This window comes from Streptomyces sp. CLCI03 (assembly GCF_053615355.1).
In genome coordinates, this window is the sequence record NZ_CM132132.1 from 5,809,731 (window position 1) to 5,825,822 (window position 16,092).

Sequence of the window (16,092 nt, forward strand, 5' to 3'; positions counted from 1 at the left end):
CCCTTCGGGCGTGTGCGGGGGAGCGCGGCGGCTACGGGAGCGCCAGCATCCGCTCCAGCGCGAGCTTCGCGAAGCTCTCCGTCTCCTTGTCGACCTGGATCTGGTTGACGAGGTTGCCCTCGGCCAGGGACTCCAGGGTCCACACCAGGTGCGGGAGGTCGATGCGGTTCATCGTGGAGCAGAAGCAGACCGTCTTGTCGAGGAAGACGACTTCCTTGTCCTCGGCGGCGAATCGGTTCGCCAGGCGGCGGACCAGGTTCAGCTCGGTGCCGATGGCCCACTTGGAACCGGCCGGGGCCGCTTCCAGCGCCTTGATGATGTACTCCGTCGAGCCGACGTAGTCCGCGGCCGCCACGACCTCGTGCTTGCACTCGGGGTGGACCAGGACGTTCACGCCGGGGATCCGGGCGCGGACGTCGTTGACCGAGTCGACCGAGAACCGGCCGTGCACCGAGCAGTGCCCGCGCCACAGGATCATCTTGGCGTTCCGCAGCTGCTCGACGGTGAGGCCGCCGTTCGGCTTGTGCGGGTTGTAGAGCACGCAGTCGTCCAGGGACATGCCCATGTCGCGGACGGCGGTGTTGCGCCCCAGGTGCTGGTCCGGGAGGAAGAGGATCTTCTCGCCCTGCTCGAACGCCCACTCCAGGGCCTTCTTCGCGTTGGACGAGGTACAGATCGTGCCGCCGTGCTTGCCGGTGAAGGCCTTGATGTCGGCGGAGGAGTTCATGTACGAGACGGGCACCGTGGTGTCGGCGATGCCGGCCTCGGTCAGCACGTCCCAGCACTCCGCGACCTGCTCGGCGGTGGCCATGTCGGCCATCGAGCAGCCGGCGGCCAGGTCCGGCAGGACGACCTTCTGGTCGTCCGAGGTCAGGATGTCCGCGGACTCGGCCATGAAGTGCACGCCGCAGAAGACGATGTACTCGGCCTCCGGCTTGGCGGCCGCGTCCTTGGCCAGTTTGAAGGAGTCGCCGGTGACGTCCGCGAACTCGATGACCTCGTCACGCTGGTAGTGGTGGCCCAGGATGAAGACCTTGTCCCCGAGCTTCTCCTTGGCCGCGCGGGCACGCTCCACGAGGTTCGGGTCCGACGGCGAAGGCAGGTCGCCGGGGCACTCCACCCCGCGCTCGCTCTTGGGGTCGGCCTCACGGCCGAGCAGCAGCAGGGCAAGGGGCGTCGGCTGGACGTCCAAGGGCTGGGCGGTGGTCACGACACGCACCCTTTCTGTTCTGCGACAAGGATTTCTGGATCATCGCTTCGACTTCTCGTCTACTTGACGTTATCTATCATAACCGCTTCACGTCAGTTTGACGATGCCGATAGTGTCAATGTGACGCATCAGCCCACGATTCGCCGGGCCCACCCCCTCGCGCGGTGTGCGAGCATGGAATATCTGAAACAAGCGTCGGGTCCCGGAATGAATCCGCGGTCCCGCTCGTTGCCACCGACGGCAAGAGTCCGACGTTTCCTCGCCTCCGGCGGGGAGCCGCCCACTTCGGGAGTGAATGCAGATGTCCGTACAGGACGACAAGACCACTGTGAGCGACGGCATCCTCCTGTCCGACGCCGCCGCCGAGAAGGTCAGGACCCTGCTGGAGCAGGAAGGCCGCGATGACTTGGCGCTCCGCGTCGCCGTCCAGCCCGGTGGCTGCTCCGGCCTGCGCTACCAGCTCTTCTTCGACGAGCGCTCCCTCGACGGGGACGTCGTGAAGGACTTCGACGGTGTGAAGGTCGTCACGGACCGGATGAGCTCCCCGTACCTCCACGGTGCCTCGATCGACTTCGTCGACACCATCGAGAAGCAGGGCTTCACGATCGACAACCCGAACGCCACGGGCTCCTGCGCCTGCGGCGACTCGTTCAGCTAAGCCTGGACACGCGCGTGACGAGGGCCCGCCCCCGGTCGAATCCGACCGGGGGCGGGCCCTCGTCACATACCCGTGCCGCTCCTGCGGAGCCCGCGACTACTGCCGGGGGAGCGGCTTGCCGGTGGTCGCGTCGATCACCTTGCGGTCACCCAGCGGCTGCTGCAGCGTCACCGACGAGGACATCTCCTCCGCCAGCATGATGCAGGCCTGACCCGGCTTCTTCGGCGTGTCCGTGATCTTCACCATCACCGACTCCGCCTGCTCCCGCGCCTCCACGGCGTACGTGCTGCACACGCTGCCCCAGAAGTTCACGGTCAGCTTCCGATCGGCCTCCGCGTACGAGAACCCGGGCACGGTACGACCGTCCTTCGGGCCGGGAGTGCTCTCCTGGGCCGCCGCGGGCTGGGCCACCGTGTGGCCCGGCGCGCCGCCCTGGCCCGCCACCTCGAAGAGCCACGCCGGCACCAGACCCTGCGCCCCGTTCACCGTGCCCGGAACCAGCCCGAGCACCGCCCCCTTCACCGTCTCCGTCCGCGGCGGCTTCATCGGCCGCGGCTCCGGATTGCACGGCACCGTGTCCGTGGCCGCCACCGGGGTGTCCGCCGCAAGCGGGACCGCGCTCGCGCATCCGCTCGGCTCGGGGTTCCCGCCGCCGCCCGACCTCGCGTTCAGCCGGGCCAGCGCCTCCACCGCCCCGACCACCGGCTGCTCGGCCGCCCGTACGGGAGCCTTCAGCTCCCCGTTGGCCCCCACCACCGAGCCGTCGGAGCCCACGCTGACCTTCGTGGACCAGCCCTGCGTGGGCAGCCCGCCGACCACCGGGTCGGCGGCCACCACCCGTACCGAACCCTGGTTCATCCGGGCGTCCTGCGCGGCGCCTTCCAGCCCCGCGGCGGCCAGTACCGGGGCCGCGGCCGCCTTGGCGGCCTCCTCCGACACCGGCTTGCCCGTCTCGGCCCCACCGCCCGCGCTCCCGCCGCCGACATCGCGGGGGAGGGTGGCCGGGCCGCAGGTGTCCTTGCCGCGCACACAGTCGTCCCCGGCGCCGCTCCCGCTGCCGTTGCCCGGCGCCTGGAAGCGGGCGAAGTTCCACGTCCCCGGCGCCGTACGGGACACCGTGAGCCGGGGCCCGGAACCGTCGGCGGCCTCCCCGGCCAGCCACACGTCGCCGCTCAGCCGCGGCTCGCCCGGCAGACCCAGAGCCGCCGCCAGGCGGGCCACCTCCGCCGAGGTGACCTCGCCGGACAGGGCGTAGGTCGGGGCGTTCGCCGGAGCCTCCGGAAGCTTCACGTCGGTCCGGTAGACCACCCCCTCGCCGGACGGGTCGGGCTCCCCGGGCGCGATGCCCGGCCCCGAGGGATCTCCCGCGTCACGGGGCGCGGACGCCGCACTTCCGGCCTTGCGGTGGCCCGACCCACCGTCGCCGTAGGCGGTCGACGCCCAGTACGCGGTACCGCCGCCCGCGAGCAGGACGGCCGCCGCGATCGAACCGACGGCCCAGGCGGGCCGCCGCCGTGTGCCGCGTGATGTGTCGTCGGGTTCTTCGCTGGTCACCGCATCGCTCCTTCACCGGTCCGTCGTACCTGATGCGGGTGTGACGGACCGGGAGCGCAACCGGTTCCCTCCTACTGATCCCCGTACACGGACGTGGCGGCGATCAGCCGCGCCGAGGCCGGCGGGACGCTGATCCCGTGGATCTGAGAAGGGGCCACGCGGACCGGCCGCGGCTCCGCCGGGACCGTCCAGTGCGGGGCCATCCGGGCGCAGTCACCGAGCAGACGGGCGAAACCGGGCTGCCGTGGGGCTTCCGTGCCACGCTTGTCGGCGCTGTACTCGCAGTAGCCGAAACCGTCGGTATAGGTCATGGAGGCACCGTAGGCTTCCGAACTCGCGCGAAGAAAGACCTACTAAGGGGTAGTTTCCGGGGTACTGCCAGGGGCCGCTTACCGGGTAGTTTTGACTGTCCCTCGCCGTCCTCAGCAGGAGCGTCCACGCCGTGCGCATCGCAGTCACCGGCTCCATCGCCACCGACCACCTCATGACCTTCCCCGGCCGTTTCGCCGACCAGCTGGTCGCGGACCAGCTGCACACGGTCTCCCTCTCCTTCCTCGTCGACAACCTCGACGTCCGCCGGGGAGGGGTCGGCCCGAACATCTGCTTCGGTATGGGGCAGCTCGGCAGCCGCCCGATCCTCGTCGGAGCCGCCGGCTCCGACTTCGACGAGTACCGCGCCTGGCTGGACCGGCACGGCGTCGACACCGAGTCCGTCCGGATCTCCGAGGTCCTGCACACCGCGCGCTTCGTGTGCACCACGGACTCCGACCACAACCAGATCGGCTCCTTCTACACGGGCGCGATGAGCGAGGCCCGCCTGATCGAGCTGAAGGCCGTCGCCGACCGGGTGGGCGGGCTCGACCTCGTCCTCATCGGCGCCGACGACCCCGAGGCGATGCTGCGCCACACGGAGGAGTGCCGCACGCGCGGGATCCCCTTCGCCGCGGACTTCTCGCAGCAGATCGCCCGGATGGACGGCGACAACATCCGCACCCTGATGGAGGGCGCGACCTTCCTCTTCTCCAACGAGTACGAGAAGGGCCTCATCGAGTCGAAGTCCGGCTGGACCGACGCGGAGATCCTCTCGAAGGTCGGCACCCGCGTGACCACCCTCGGCTCCAACGGCGTCCGGATCGAGCGCGTCGGTGAGGACCCGATCGTGGTCGGCTGCCCGGAGGAGACCGCGAAGGTCGACCCGACGGGTGTCGGCGACGCGTTCCGCGCCGGGTTCCTGACGGGGCTCGGCTGGGGCGTCGGCCTGGAGCGCGCGGCGCAGCTGGGCTGCATGCTCGCGACGCTGGTCATCGAGACCCTGGGCACCCAGGAGTACGCGCTGGCCCGCGCCCACTTCATGGAGCGCTTCACGAAGGCCTACGGCGAGGAAGCCGCGGCGGAGGTCCGCGCCCACCTCTCCTGACGGCCGCAGCCCTACCCCGGCGGCGGGGGCCCAGCCCCCGCCGCCGCCATCTCAGCCTCGGCCGGCCATCTTGAGCCTCGCCGGCGTTTGAGGCGCGGATGTGCCTGGCCGAGGCCCAAAGGGGGCGAGGCTGGGTTCGGCCGGCCGAGGCGGAGGCGTGCCCGGCGCAGCCGGATGGGTGCGGGCCCGGTCAGGTGGCGCGGCGGACCGTGTAGGCGGAGCCGGTTTCGCGGGGGGTCTCGCCCAGGTACGTGTGGCCCCGCATCGCGCACCACGCCGGGATGTCCAGCCGAGCCACCTCGTCGTCGGAGACGACCGTGACCGTCCCGCCCACCGGGACCGTCACGATGGCCCGTGCCAGCTCGATCACCGGCTGCGGGCACCGCAGCCCCAGCGCGTCGAGCTCCAGCGAGTCCGCCACCGGCGCCACCGCCGGGGGCTCCGACACGCCGAGCCGTTCCCGTACGTCCGCCACCGCGCGCGGCAGTACCTCCAGGAACGCGTTGACCTCCTCCGCCGGGGTCCCCGGCGGCAGGGACACCCGTACGTTCCCCTCCGACAGCACGCCCATCGCCCGCAGCACGTGACTGGGGGTCAGTGTGGAGCTCGTGCACGAGGAGCCCGAGGAGACCGAGAAACCGGCTCGGTCCAGCTCGTGCAGCAGCGTCTCCCCGTCGACGTACAGACAGGAGAAGGTGACCAGGTGCGGCAGCCGCCGCTCGGGATCGCCCACCACCTCCACGTCCGGGACCAGCCGCACCACCCGCCGCCGGATGCGGTCCACCAGGACCCGCAGCCGGGCCGCCTCCGCCTCCGCCTCGGCCCGTACGGCCCGCAGCGAAGCCGCCGCGGCCACGATCGCCGGCAGGTTCGTGAAACCGGGGGAGCGCCCCGACTCCCGCTCGTCCGCGGGGCCTTGGGGGGAGAAGCGCACCCCCTTGCGGACCGCCAGCAGGCCGACCCCGGGCGGGCCGCCCCACTTGTGCGCGCTCGCCGCCAGGACGGACCAGGCGCCCTCCACCGGACCCCAGCCCAGCGACTGGGCCGCGTCCACCAGCAGCGGCACCCCGGCCGCCCCGCAGACCTCGGCCACCTCAGCCACCGGCTGGACCGTGCCCACCTCGTGGTTGGCCGACTGGAGGCAGGCGAGGGCGGTCTGCGGGGTGAGTGCGTCCGCGTAGGCGGCGGGCGTCACCGCGCCCCACCGGTCCACCGGGACCTCGGTCACCGTCCCGCCGCGCGCCCCGTGCACCTCGGCCGCGTGCAATACCGAACTGTGTTCGACCGCCGATACGACCAGATGACTTCCGACGCGCCGGCGCCCCGCGAGGACTCCCGCCACCCCCGTGTGAACCGCGTGCGTCCCCGAAGGAGTGAACACGAGCTCGTCGGCCCGGCATCCCACCGCCTCCGCGGCGGCCTCCCGCGCCGCGTCCAGCAACAGCCGGGCGCGCCTGCCCTCCCGGTACAGCCGGGCCGGATCGGCCCAGCCCTCGTCCAGGGCGGCCTGCAACGCCTGGCGGGCCACGGGGTGCAGGGGAGCGGCGGACGCGCTGTCGAAGTACGGCATCCGGCCACGCTAGCGCCGGCCCCCGAGCGTTCGAGGTCAGGGGGCGTCAGAAGCGCCCCGGAGCCCGCCATTCAGGGCCATTCGCACCGTCCCCCGGACGGCGGATCCATCCCTTCGGGGGCAGTAGCGGCGCGTTGGGCACCCTCCCCGCGCGACCCCAAATAGCGTCCAGTAGGGTTTGGTCCGCATAAACATCCAAACCCCTGCCTGCGTCAGGGCCGGCGACCGACCCGAACACGGCCGCGGCCGGCCGCGCGGGCCGAGACTCTCGGGAAGGCGCTACGTGAGTCCCTACGGCTCCGACCGCTCGCCGCGGCGCCCGATGCGGCGGAAGCTGCTGCAGGCGCTGACTGCGGGCGTGGTCCTGGCGACCGCCACTGGTTGCTCGTATACATGGAAAGACTTCCCCCGCCTCGGAATGCCGACTCCGGTAACCGAGGAGGCGCCGCGCATCCTCTCCCTGTGGCAGGGATCCTGGGCGGCCGCGCTGGTCACGGGCATCCTCGTGTGGGGCCTGATCATCTGGAGCGTCATCTTCCACCGGCGCAGCCGGACGAAGATCGAGGTGCCCGCGCAGACCCGGTACAACATGCCCATCGAGGCGCTGTACACCGTGGTCCCGCTGATCATCGTCTCGGTGCTCTTCTACTTCACCGCTCGTGACGAGTCGAAGCTGCTGGCCCTCACCCCGAAGCCGCCGCACACGATCAACGTGATCGGCTTCCAGTGGAGCTGGGGCTTCAACTACGTCGAGAACGTCGACGGCGACGCGGCCACCCCCAAGGCGGGCGCGGTCCCGAAGGAGCTCGCCTCCATTCCGGACCGCTTCACCAAGGACTTCCCGGCGGGCGCCGAGGGCGTCTACCAGAAGGGTGTCCCGGGCGACCGGAACCCCCAGACGGGCAACCCGGGTCCGACCCTGGTCCTCCCCAAGGGTGAGAAGGTCCGCTTCATCCTGTCGTCGAACGACGTGATCCACTCCTTCTGGGTGGTCCCGTTCCTGTTCAAGCAGGACGTCATTCCGGGCCACACCAACGTCTTCGAGGTCACCCCGTCCGAATACGGCACCTTCATGGGCAAGTGCGCCGAACTCTGCGGCGTGGACCACTCCCGGATGCTCTTCAACGTCAAGGTCGTCTCCCCTGAGGACTACCGGGCGTACCTGAAGGATCTGGCGGAGAAGGGTCAGACCGGCTACCTCCCGGCCGGTATCCAGCAGAGCGACCCGGCGCGGAATGCGGAAGTGAACAAACTGTGAGCATCCTCAACGAATCCCAGGGTGCCGCCGCCGACTCGTATGAGAACGAGCTGCCGGTACGGCGCAAGCAGCCGGGCAACGTGGTCGTGAAGTGGATGACCACGACCGACCACAAGACCATCGGCACGATGTACCTGGTCACGTCGTTCGTGTTCTTCATCATCGGCGGTCTGCTGGCGCTCTTCATGCGCGCCGAGCTGGCTCGTCCGGGCACGCAGATCATGTCGAACGAGCAGTTCAACCAGGCGTTCACCATGCATGGCACGATCATGCTGCTGATGTTCGCCACCCCGCTCTTCGCGGGCTTCGCCAACTGGATCATGCCGCTGCAGATCGGCGCGCCCGACGTGGCGTTCCCGCGGCTGAACATGTTCGCGTACTGGCTGTACCTCTTCGGCTCGACCATCGCGGTGGCCGGCTTCGTCACGCCGAACGGCGCCGCCGACTTCGGTTGGTTCGCCTACTCCCCGCTGTCGGACGCGGTCCGTTCGCCGGGCATCGGCGCCGACTTGTGGATCATGGGTCTGGCCTTCTCCGGCTTCGGCACGATCCTCGGCTCGGTCAACTTCATCACCACGATCATCTGCATGCGCGCTCCCGGCATGACGATGTTCCGCATGCCGATCTTCACCTGGAACGTGCTGCTGACCGGTGTCCTGGTCCTGCTCGCCTTCCCGGTGCTGGCCGCCGCGCTCTTCGCGCTGGAGGCCGACCGCAAGTTCGGTTCGCACGTGTTCGATGCCGCGAACGGCGGCGCCTTGCTGTGGCAACACCTCTTCTGGTTCTTCGGGCACCCAGAGGTGTACATCATCGCGCTGCCATTCTTCGGAATCGTCTCCGAGATCATCCCGGTCTTCAGCCGTAAGCCGATGTTCGGTTACATCGGTCTGATCGCCGCGACGATCGCGATCGCCGGTCTTTCCGTGACCGTGTGGGCCCACCACATGTACGTCACCGGCGGTGTGCTGCTTCCGTTCTTCTCCTTCATGACCTTCCTGATCGCGGTACCGACCGGTGTGAAGTTCTTCAACTGGATCGGCACCATGTGGAAGGGCTCGTTGTCCTTCGAGACCCCGATGCTCTGGACGATCGGCTTCCTGGTCACCTTCACCTTCGGTGGTCTGACCGGCGTCATCCTGGCCTCGCCCCCGATGGACTTCCACGTCTCCGACTCGTACTTCGTCGTCGCGCACTTCCACTACGTCGTCTTCGGCACCGTGGTGTTCGCGATGTTCGCCGGCTTCCACTTCTGGTGGCCGAAGTTCACGGGCAAGATGCTGGACGAGCGCCTCGGCAAGATGACGTTCTGGACGCTGTTCATCGGCTTCCACGGCACCTTCCTGGTGCAGCACTGGCTCGGTGCCGAGGGCATGCCGCGTCGTTACGCGGACTACCTCGCCGCCGACGGCTTCACCGCGCTGAACACGATCTCGACGATCAGCTCGTTCGTGCTCGGCCTGTCGATGCTGCCGTTCATGTACAACGTCTGGAAGACCGCCAAGTACGGCAAGAAGATCGAGGTCGACGACCCGTGGGGTTACGGCCGTTCGCTGGAGTGGGCGACGTCCTGCCCGCCGCCGCGGCACAACTTCCTCACCCTGCCGCGGATCCGTTCCGAGTCCCCGGCGTTCGACCTGCACCACCCTGAGATCGCGGCCCTCGACCACCTTGAGGACCACAGCGTCGCCGCCAAGGCCGTCACCGGTGGCAAGGAGGCCGACAAGTGAAGATCCAGGGCAAGATGTTCCTCTGGCTCTCCTTCTTCATCCTGATCATGGCCGTCGTGTACGGCGTGTGGTCGAAGGAGCCCGTCGGAACCACCGCGCTCTTCCTGGCCTTCGGCCTGAGCGTCATGATCGGCTACTACCTGGCCTTCACGGCCAAGCGTGTCGACGAGATGGCCCAGGACAACCTGGAGGCCGACGTCGCCGACGAGGCGGGCGAGCTGGGGTTCTTCTCCCCGCACAGCTGGCAGCCGCTCTCGCTGGGCATCGGCGGTGCGCTCGCGTTCCTGGGCGTCGTCTTCGGCTGGTGGCTCATGTACTTCTCGGCCCCGATCATCATGATCGGCCTGTGGGGCTGGGTGTACGAGTACTACCGCGGTGAGAACCAGAACCAGTAGCAGCACCGTCGCGGCCGCGCCGCGCAGCACTTGGGGCCCGGGCTCCTCCTTCGGGAGGAGCCCGGGCCCCTCGTTTGCAGTCACCCCGCGCGCCGTAATTGTCATATCTTCATAGCGTTGGATCCATGAAGCACTCACCGCGTCTTTGGACGGTACTCAGCTGCTCCCTGCTGGTCGCGTCCCTCGGGGCCGGCGCCACCGCATGCGGGTCCGGCGACAAGAACCCGCTGTCAGCCCGCCCGTACGACGCGGGTGAGCAGGTCGCCTTCAACCAGCGGGCCGGCAGCCGCCCCGTGGACCCCGACCGGCCCCTGGAGATCACCGCCAAGAGCGGTGGCGGCCGGATCACCGATGTGTTGGCCGTGGACACCCACGGCCGCCGCCTGGCGGGCGAACTGAGCGCCAAGGGGGACCGCTGGCACAGCACCACCCCGATGGCCTCAGGCGTCCGCTACACGGTCACCGTGAGCACCGAGGACGAGCGGGGCGCCCCCGGGCAGCGCACGCTCACCTTCGACACCACCCCGTCCAAGGGGATCCTGAAGGTCGAATTCGGCCCGGACGAGGGCAAGTACGGCGTCGGACAGCCCATCACCGCCGAACTCAGCGAGCCCGTCAAGGACAAGGCCGCCCGCGCCATCGTGGAACGGGGCCTCGTCGTCGACGCCCCGCCCGGAGTCGAGGGAGCCTGGCACTGGGTGGACGACAAGAACCTCCACTACCGGCCCAAGGACTACTGGCCCGCCCACTCCGCCGTCTCCGTACGGAGCAACCTGGAGGGCGTCCGGATCACCGACGAGCTCCACGGAGCCGTCGCCAAGCCGCTGAAGCTGGAGATCGGGGACCGGGTCGAGGTCACCACCGACGCCTCCTCGCACTACCTCACGTTCAAGCGCAACGGAGAAGTGATCAACACCATTCCGGTGACCACCGGAAAGCCCGGCTTCTCCACCCGCAACGGCATCAAGGTGGTGCTGGGCAAGCAGTACTTCGTACAGATGCGCGGCGACACCGTCGGCATCGGCGGCAGCGAGTACTACAACCTGCCCGTCTACTACGCCACCCGCGTCACCTGGAGTGGTGAATACGTCCACGCCGCGCCGTGGTCCGTCGGCTCCCAGGGCTACGAGAACGTCAGCCACGGCTGCACGGGCATGAGCACCGGCAACGCCGCCTGGTTCTACGAGAACATCACCGAGGGCGACATCGTCAAGGTGATCAACAGCATCGGCGACGACATGGACGTCTTCGGCAACGGCTTCGGCGACTGGAACATGGACTGGAAGGACTGGCGCCAGGGCAGCGCCCTGCTCAAGGGCACCGAGGAAGGCCGTAGTCCGGTCGACCAGGCCCGCCTGCGCCCCACCGTCTAGGTGGTCTGCGGCCCGGCCTCTCCCCCCGGACGCCGTCCGGGGGGAGAATCCCGGCCACTGTTCACCCGAAAGGCCCTCTGCGGGGCACGTGGGGCCCCGTAGGACGGATCAGGCGTCCAGGGACAGACGGGGCCTCAGAAGGCCCGCCAGGGTCTCCGCGAACTGCACCGGGTCCACCGGAAGGGTCACGGCCGCGTCCGCGCGGCTCCACGTGGCCAGCCAGGCGTCCTGCGGCCGCCCCATCAGCAGCAGCACCGGCGGACACCGGAAGATCTCGTCCTTGATCTGCCGGCACACACCCATGCCCCCGGCCGGAACCGCCTCGCCGTCCAGCACGCACACGTCGATACCGCCGGCGTCCAGCGCCGACAGGACCGCCGGCAGTGTCGCGCACTCCAGGAACTCCACCGGCGGCAGGTCCGCGGCGGGCCTGCGTCCCGCCGCCAGCCGCACCTGCTCCCGGGTGCCCGCGTCGTCGCTGTAGACCAGAACCCGCGCAGTCGCCCGCATTTCGTTCCTCCACGTGGCCGTGAATCACGTTGATGTTGCGCGGGATGCTACTCCTCCCGGTGCGTCGTCAACATCGGTTCGAACATGTCGCAGGTGACCGCGCGCAGGGCTCATCTGATGGGCCGTTCGGGCCTTGCACACGCCCCTGACACTCCGAACGGCACCCCCCGGGGTGAGGGCGGGATAAGCGACCGACATAATGTCGGTCGTGGCGACAGCAACGACAGTAGATACCGGGCACGCGCACCCGACGGTCAACCGGCCGAACCTCGTCAGCGTCGGAACCATCATCTGGTTGAGTTCCGAGCTGATGTTCTTCGCGGCCCTCTTCGCGATGTACTTCACCCTGCGATCCGTGATGGGTCCCGAGTTCTGGACAGAACAGGCCGACGCCCTGAATCTGCCCTTCTCGGCGACGAACACCACGATCCTGGTGCTCTCCTCGCTCACCTGCCAGCTCGGCGTATTCGCCGCCGAGCGCGGTGACGTGAAGAAGCTCAGGACGTGGTTCATCATCACGTTCGTCATGGGTGCGATCTTCATTGGCGGCCAGGTGTTCGAGTACACCGAGCTGGTCAAGCATGAGGGCCTGTCCCTCTCGTCCAACCCGTACGGCTCGGTGTTCTACCTGACCACCGGCTTCCACGGGCTGCACGTGACGGGCGGTCTCATCGCCTTCCTGCTGGTCCTCGGCCGGACGTACGCGGCCAAGAGGTTCACCCACGAACAGGCCACGTCGGCCATCGTCGTGTCCTACTACTGGCACTTCGTCGACGTCGTCTGGATCGGCCTCTTCGCGACGATCTACCTGATCAAGTAGCGAACACGTCACCGGGCGAAGACCCGGCACTCCATCCAGACACACCGACGCAGAAGATCCTGACACCGGGGTAATCCGTGAAAAAGCTCTCCGCACGACGACGCCATCCGCTGGCGGCGGTCGTCGTTCTACTCCTCGCGCTGGCGGCCACTGGGGGGCTGTACGCCGCCTTCGCCCCCGCGGGCAAGGCGCAGGCCGATGAAACCGCCCAGTCCCTCGCCATCGAGGAGGGCAAGAAGCTCTACGCCGTGGGTTGCGCAAGCTGCCACGGAACCGGCGGTCAGGGTTCCTCTGACGGCCCGAGCCTGGTCGGCGTCGGCTCCGCGGCCGTCGACTTCCAGGTGAGCACGGGCCGCATGCCCGCCCAGCAGCCCGGCGCCCAGGTGCCGAAGAAGCCCGTCATCTACGACCAGGCGCAGATCGACCAGCTGGCCGCGTACATCGCGTCGCTCGGCGCCGGTCCGATCACGCCGACCGCGAAGCAGTACGACCCGGCGGGCGCCGACATCGCCAATGGTGGTGAGCTCTTCCGCAACAACTGCGCGCAGTGCCACAACTTCACCGGCGAAGGCGGCGCGCTGACGAACGGCAAGTACGCCCCGAACCTTGAGGACGTCTCGCCGAAGCACATCTACGAGGCCATGCAGACCGGCCCGCAGAACATGCCCTCCTTCCCCGACAGCACCATGCCGGAGAAGCAGAAGAAGGACATCATCGCGTACCTCCAGAACGTCAACGGCGAGAAGTCGACCAGCCCCGGCGGCCTGAAGCTCGGTGGCCTCGGCCCCGTCTCCGAGGGTCTGTTCGGCTGGATCTTCGCCCTGGGTGCGCTGATCGCTGTCGCCGTCTGGGTCGCGGCCCACACCGCTAAGGCCAAGAAGTCATGAGTAGCCAAGAGATTCCCGAAGAGAAGCACCTGCCGAGCGAGCAGGGCGACGCCCACCACGGTGGCGTAGCGGTCGCGGACGACCCGTTCGCCGACCCGGGCCTGCCGGTCCACAAGCCCCGTATCCAGGACATCGACGAGCGGGCGGCCAAGCGCTCCGAGCGCACCGTCGCGATGCTCTTCACGGTGTCGATGCTGGCGACGATCGGCTTCATCGCGTCCTACGTGATCTTCCCGGTCGACAAGATCGTCTACATCTTCCCCATCGGGAAGGTCAGCGCGCTCAACTTCTCCCTGGGCCTGACCCTGGGCGTGGCCCTCTTCTGCATCGGCGCGGGCGCGGTCCACTGGGCCCGCACCCTGATGTCCGACGTCGAGGTCGCCGCCGAGCGCCACGAGATCGCCGCTCCGCCGGAGGTCAAGGCGCAGGTCCTGCAGGACTTCGCCGACGGCGCCAACGAGTCCGGCATCGGCCGGCGGCCCCTGATCCGCAACACGATGCTGGGCGCGCTGGCCATGGTGCCGCTCGCCGGCGTCATGCTGCTGCGCGACCTGGGCCCGCTGCCCGAGGAGAAGCTGCGCAAGACCGTTTGGGCCAAGGGCAAGCTGCTCATCAACGACAACACGAACGAGCCGCTGCGTCCCGAGGACGTGCTCGTCGGGTCGCTGACCTTCGCCAGGCCGGAAGGCCTGGAGGAGGAGCAGCACGACTTCCAGGTCCAGATCGCCAAGGCCGCCCTGATGATCGTCCGTATCCAGCCGGACGACATCAAGGACAAGAAGGAACTGGAGTGGTCCCACGACGGGATCGTGGCCTACTCCAAGATCTGCACCCACGTCGGCTGCCCGATCAGCCTGTACGAGCAGCAGACGCACCACGTGCTCTGCCCGTGCCACCAGTCCACCTTCGACCTCTCCGACGGCGCCCGTGTCATCTTCGGCCCGGCCGGTCACGCGCTTCCGCAGCTGCGGATCGGCGTGAATGACGAAGGCTTCCTCGAAGCGCTCGGCGACTTCGAAGAGCCCGTCGGTCCTGCATTCTGGGAGCGCGGATGAGCACCAGCGACAACAACCAGCGCAAAGCGCCGGCCGGCGAGCGCGTAGCGGACTGGGCGGACGGCCGCCTGGGCATCTACGGCCTGGCCAAGGCCAACATGCGCAAGATCTTCCCGGACCACTGGTCCTTCATGCTGGGTGAGATCTGCCTCTACAGCTTCATCATCATCATCCTCACGGGTGTGTACCTGACGCTGTTCTTCCACCCGAGCATGAACGAGGTCGTGTACCACGGCTCGTACGTGCCGATGCAGGGCGTCATGATGTCCGAGGCCTTCGCCTCGACGCTGGACATCAGCTTCGACGTCCGCGGTGGCCTGCTGATCCGTCAGATCCACCACTGGGCGGCGCTGATCTTCGTCGCGGCGATGATCGTGCACATGATGCGCGTCTTCTTCACCGGCGCGTTCCGCAAGCCCCGTGAGGTCAACTGGATCTTCGGCTTCCTGCTGCTGGTCCTCGGCATGTTCACCGGCTTCACCGGTTACTCGCTGCCGGACGACCTGCTCTCGGGTACCGGTGTCCGCTTCATGCAGGGCGCCATCCTGTCCGTCCCGGTCGTCGGCACCTACCTGTCGATGTTCCTGTTCGGCGGGGAGTTCCCGGGCGGCGACTTCGTCGCACGGTTCTACTCGGTGCACATCCTGCTGCTGCCCGGGATCATGATGGGCCTGCTCGTGGCCCACCTGATCCTGGTCTTCTACCACAAGCACACCCAGTTCGCGGGCCCCGGCAAGACGAACAACAACGTCGTCGGCATGCCGCTGCTGCCGGTCTACATGGCCAAGGCCGGAGGCTTCTTCTTCCTGGTCTTCGGTGTCATCTCGGCCGTCGCCGCCATCGCCACGATCAACCCGATCTGGGCGCTCGGCCCGTACCGCCCGGACCACGTGTCCACCGGTGCGCAGCCCGACTGGTACATGGGTATGCCGGAAGGCCTGATCCGAGCCATGCCCGGCTGGGAGATCAACCTGTGGGGCCACACGCTCGTCCTGGGCGTGTTCATCCCGCTGCTGCTCTTCCCGCTGGTCCTCGGCGCGATCGCCGTCTGGCCCTTCATCGAGTCCTGGGTCACCGGGGACAAGCGCGAGCACCACATCCTGGACCGCCCGCGCAACGTCCCGACCCGCACCGCCTTCGGTGTCGCCTGGATCGCGGAGTACATCGTGCTCCTCATCGGCGGCGGCAACGACATGTTCGCCCAGTACTTCCACCTGTCGATCAACTCGATCACGTGGTTCGTCCGGATCGGCTTCTTCGTCGTCCCGGTGCTGGCGTTCATCGTCACCAAGCGGATCTGCCTCGGCCTCCAGCGCCGGGACCACGACAAGGTGCTGCACGGTCGCGAGACCGGCATCATCAAGCGTCTGCCGCACGGTGAGTTCGTCGAGGTCCACGAGCCGCTCCCGGCGGGCCAGCTGCACAAGCTCACGGCGCACGAGCAGTACAAGCCGATCGAGATCGGCCCGACGGTCGACGAGAACGGTGTCGAGCGCAAGGTGAAGGCCACCGAGAAGCTGCGCGCGAAGCTCAGCCAGGGCTTCTACGGTGAGAACAACCAGATTCCGAAGCCCACGGTGGAGGAATACAAGGAGATCCAGTCCGGCCACGGCCACCACTGATCCCCGAATGAACGCATGAGGGATTGATTTCGGTCA

15 protein-coding genes are annotated in these 16,092 nt (G+C 68.4%); 10 read left to right on the forward strand and 5 right to left on the reverse strand.

All coding sequences use genetic code 11. From position 1 onward, the window contains the following. Positions 1-31 precede the first annotated feature (31 nt). Positions 32-1,219, reverse strand: coding sequence for a quinolinate synthase NadA (gene nadA / locus ACWG52_RS26795; RefSeq protein WP_030731114.1), 1,188 nt, complete (start codon positions 1,217-1,219; stop codon positions 32-34). 292 nt (positions 1,220-1,511) lie between these two features. On the opposite strand from nadA, the gene erpA reads away from it, so the two are divergent. Next, positions 1,512-1,868: an iron-sulfur cluster insertion protein ErpA gene (gene erpA, locus ACWG52_RS26800; RefSeq protein WP_030010511.1), complete on the forward strand. Its 357-nt coding sequence runs from the start codon at positions 1,512-1,514 to the stop codon at positions 1,866-1,868. A gap of 96 nt (positions 1,869-1,964) precedes the next feature. On the opposite strand, the gene ACWG52_RS26805 is transcribed toward erpA, so the two are convergent. Beyond that, on the reverse strand, positions 1,965-3,422 hold the full coding sequence (locus ACWG52_RS26805; protein WP_389812208.1) for a hypothetical protein: 1,458 nt from the start codon (positions 3,420-3,422) through the stop codon (positions 1,965-1,967). 71 nt (positions 3,423-3,493) lie between these two features. Then, on the reverse strand, positions 3,494-3,733 hold the full coding sequence (locus tag ACWG52_RS26810) for a hypothetical protein (RefSeq protein WP_033221891.1): 240 nt from the start codon (positions 3,731-3,733) through the stop codon (positions 3,494-3,496). Positions 3,734-3,864: 131 nt separating this feature from the next. On the opposite strand from ACWG52_RS26810, the gene ACWG52_RS26815 reads away from it, so the two are divergent. Beyond that, complete coding sequence (locus ACWG52_RS26815) at positions 3,865-4,839, forward strand: carbohydrate kinase family protein (RefSeq protein WP_030731124.1); 975 nt, start codon at positions 3,865-3,867, stop codon at positions 4,837-4,839. A gap of 190 nt (positions 4,840-5,029) precedes the next feature. Here the strand turns inward: ACWG52_RS26815 and ACWG52_RS26820 are convergent, their stop codons facing one another. Further along, complete coding sequence (locus tag ACWG52_RS26820) at positions 5,030-6,409, reverse strand: cysteine desulfurase/sulfurtransferase TusA family protein (protein WP_389812204.1); 1,380 nt, start codon at positions 6,407-6,409, stop codon at positions 5,030-5,032. 283 nt (positions 6,410-6,692) lie between these two features. On the opposite strand from ACWG52_RS26820, the gene ctaC reads away from it, so the two are divergent. From ctaC to ACWG52_RS26840, 4 genes are all read left to right on the forward strand, one after another. Continuing rightward, a complete protein-coding gene (ctaC, locus tag ACWG52_RS26825; protein WP_033221885.1) occupies positions 6,693-7,667 on the forward strand; it encodes an aa3-type cytochrome oxidase subunit II in 975 nt (324 codons plus the stop codon). Then, positions 7,664-9,394 (forward strand): aa3-type cytochrome oxidase subunit I, encoded by a 1,731-nt coding sequence (gene ctaD, locus ACWG52_RS26830; protein WP_389812202.1) that lies wholly within the window; start codon positions 7,664-7,666, stop codon positions 9,392-9,394. The genes ctaC and ctaD overlap by 4 nt, the downstream gene beginning before the upstream one ends. Beyond that, positions 9,391-9,789, forward strand: a complete 399-nt coding sequence (locus ACWG52_RS26835; protein ID WP_033221882.1) for a cytochrome c oxidase subunit 4 — start codon at positions 9,391-9,393, stop codon at positions 9,787-9,789. The genes ctaD and ACWG52_RS26835 overlap by 4 nt, the downstream gene beginning before the upstream one ends. 125 nt (positions 9,790-9,914) lie before the next feature. Further along, complete coding sequence (locus tag ACWG52_RS26840; RefSeq protein WP_375944398.1) at positions 9,915-11,162, forward strand: L,D-transpeptidase; 1,248 nt, start codon at positions 9,915-9,917, stop codon at positions 11,160-11,162. Between the two features lie 108 nt (positions 11,163-11,270). On the opposite strand, the gene ACWG52_RS26845 is transcribed toward ACWG52_RS26840, so the two are convergent. After that, positions 11,271-11,672, reverse strand: a complete 402-nt coding sequence (locus ACWG52_RS26845) for a DNA-binding transcriptional response regulator (protein WP_389812199.1) — start codon at positions 11,670-11,672, stop codon at positions 11,271-11,273. 199 nt (positions 11,673-11,871) lie between these two features. Between ACWG52_RS26845 and ctaE the strand changes: the two genes are divergently transcribed. From ctaE to qcrB, 4 genes are all read left to right on the forward strand, one after another. After that, on the forward strand, positions 11,872-12,492 hold the full coding sequence (gene ctaE / locus ACWG52_RS26850; RefSeq protein ID WP_150257120.1) for an aa3-type cytochrome oxidase subunit III: 621 nt from the start codon (positions 11,872-11,874) through the stop codon (positions 12,490-12,492). Positions 12,493-12,569: 77 nt separating this feature from the next. Further along, on the forward strand, positions 12,570-13,379 hold the full coding sequence (gene qcrC / locus ACWG52_RS26855) for a cytochrome bc1 complex diheme cytochrome c subunit (protein WP_266597481.1): 810 nt from the start codon (positions 12,570-12,572) through the stop codon (positions 13,377-13,379). After that, positions 13,376-14,434 (forward strand): cytochrome bc1 complex Rieske iron-sulfur subunit, encoded by a 1,059-nt coding sequence (gene qcrA, locus ACWG52_RS26860; protein ID WP_375944393.1) that lies wholly within the window; start codon positions 13,376-13,378, stop codon positions 14,432-14,434. Before qcrC ends, qcrA begins: the two co-directional genes overlap by 4 nt. Next, the gene (qcrB, locus tag ACWG52_RS26865) at positions 14,431-16,056 is read left to right on the forward strand and encodes a cytochrome bc1 complex cytochrome b subunit (protein ID WP_033221866.1); all 1,626 of its coding nucleotides are present in this window, start codon (positions 14,431-14,433) and stop codon (positions 16,054-16,056) included. The genes qcrA and qcrB overlap by 4 nt, the downstream gene beginning before the upstream one ends. Positions 16,057-16,092 lie beyond the last annotated feature (36 nt).

Bases quoted from the DNA above. Each gene is read 5' to 3' on its own strand.
- ACWG52_RS26810 (WP_033221891.1), bottom strand. From the start codon at position 3,733: ATGACCTATACCGACGGTTTCGGCTACTGCGAGTACAGCGCCGACAAG.
- qcrB (WP_033221866.1), top strand. From the start codon at position 14,431: ATGAGCACCAGCGACAACAACCAGCGCAAAGCGCCGGCCGGCGAGCGC.
- erpA (WP_030010511.1), top strand. From the start codon at position 1,512: ATGTCCGTACAGGACGACAAGACCACTGTGAGCGACGGCATCCTCCTG.
- qcrA (WP_375944393.1), top strand. From the start codon at position 13,376: ATGAGTAGCCAAGAGATTCCCGAAGAGAAGCACCTGCCGAGCGAGCAG.
- ACWG52_RS26840 (WP_375944398.1), top strand. From the start codon at position 9,915: ATGAAGCACTCACCGCGTCTTTGGACGGTACTCAGCTGCTCCCTGCTG.
- ACWG52_RS26845 (WP_389812199.1), bottom strand. From the start codon at position 11,672: ATGCGGGCGACTGCGCGGGTTCTGGTCTACAGCGACGACGCGGGCACC.
- ACWG52_RS26820 (WP_389812204.1), bottom strand. From the start codon at position 6,409: ATGCCGTACTTCGACAGCGCGTCCGCCGCTCCCCTGCACCCCGTGGCC.
- ctaE (WP_150257120.1), top strand. From the start codon at position 11,872: ATGTCGGTCGTGGCGACAGCAACGACAGTAGATACCGGGCACGCGCAC.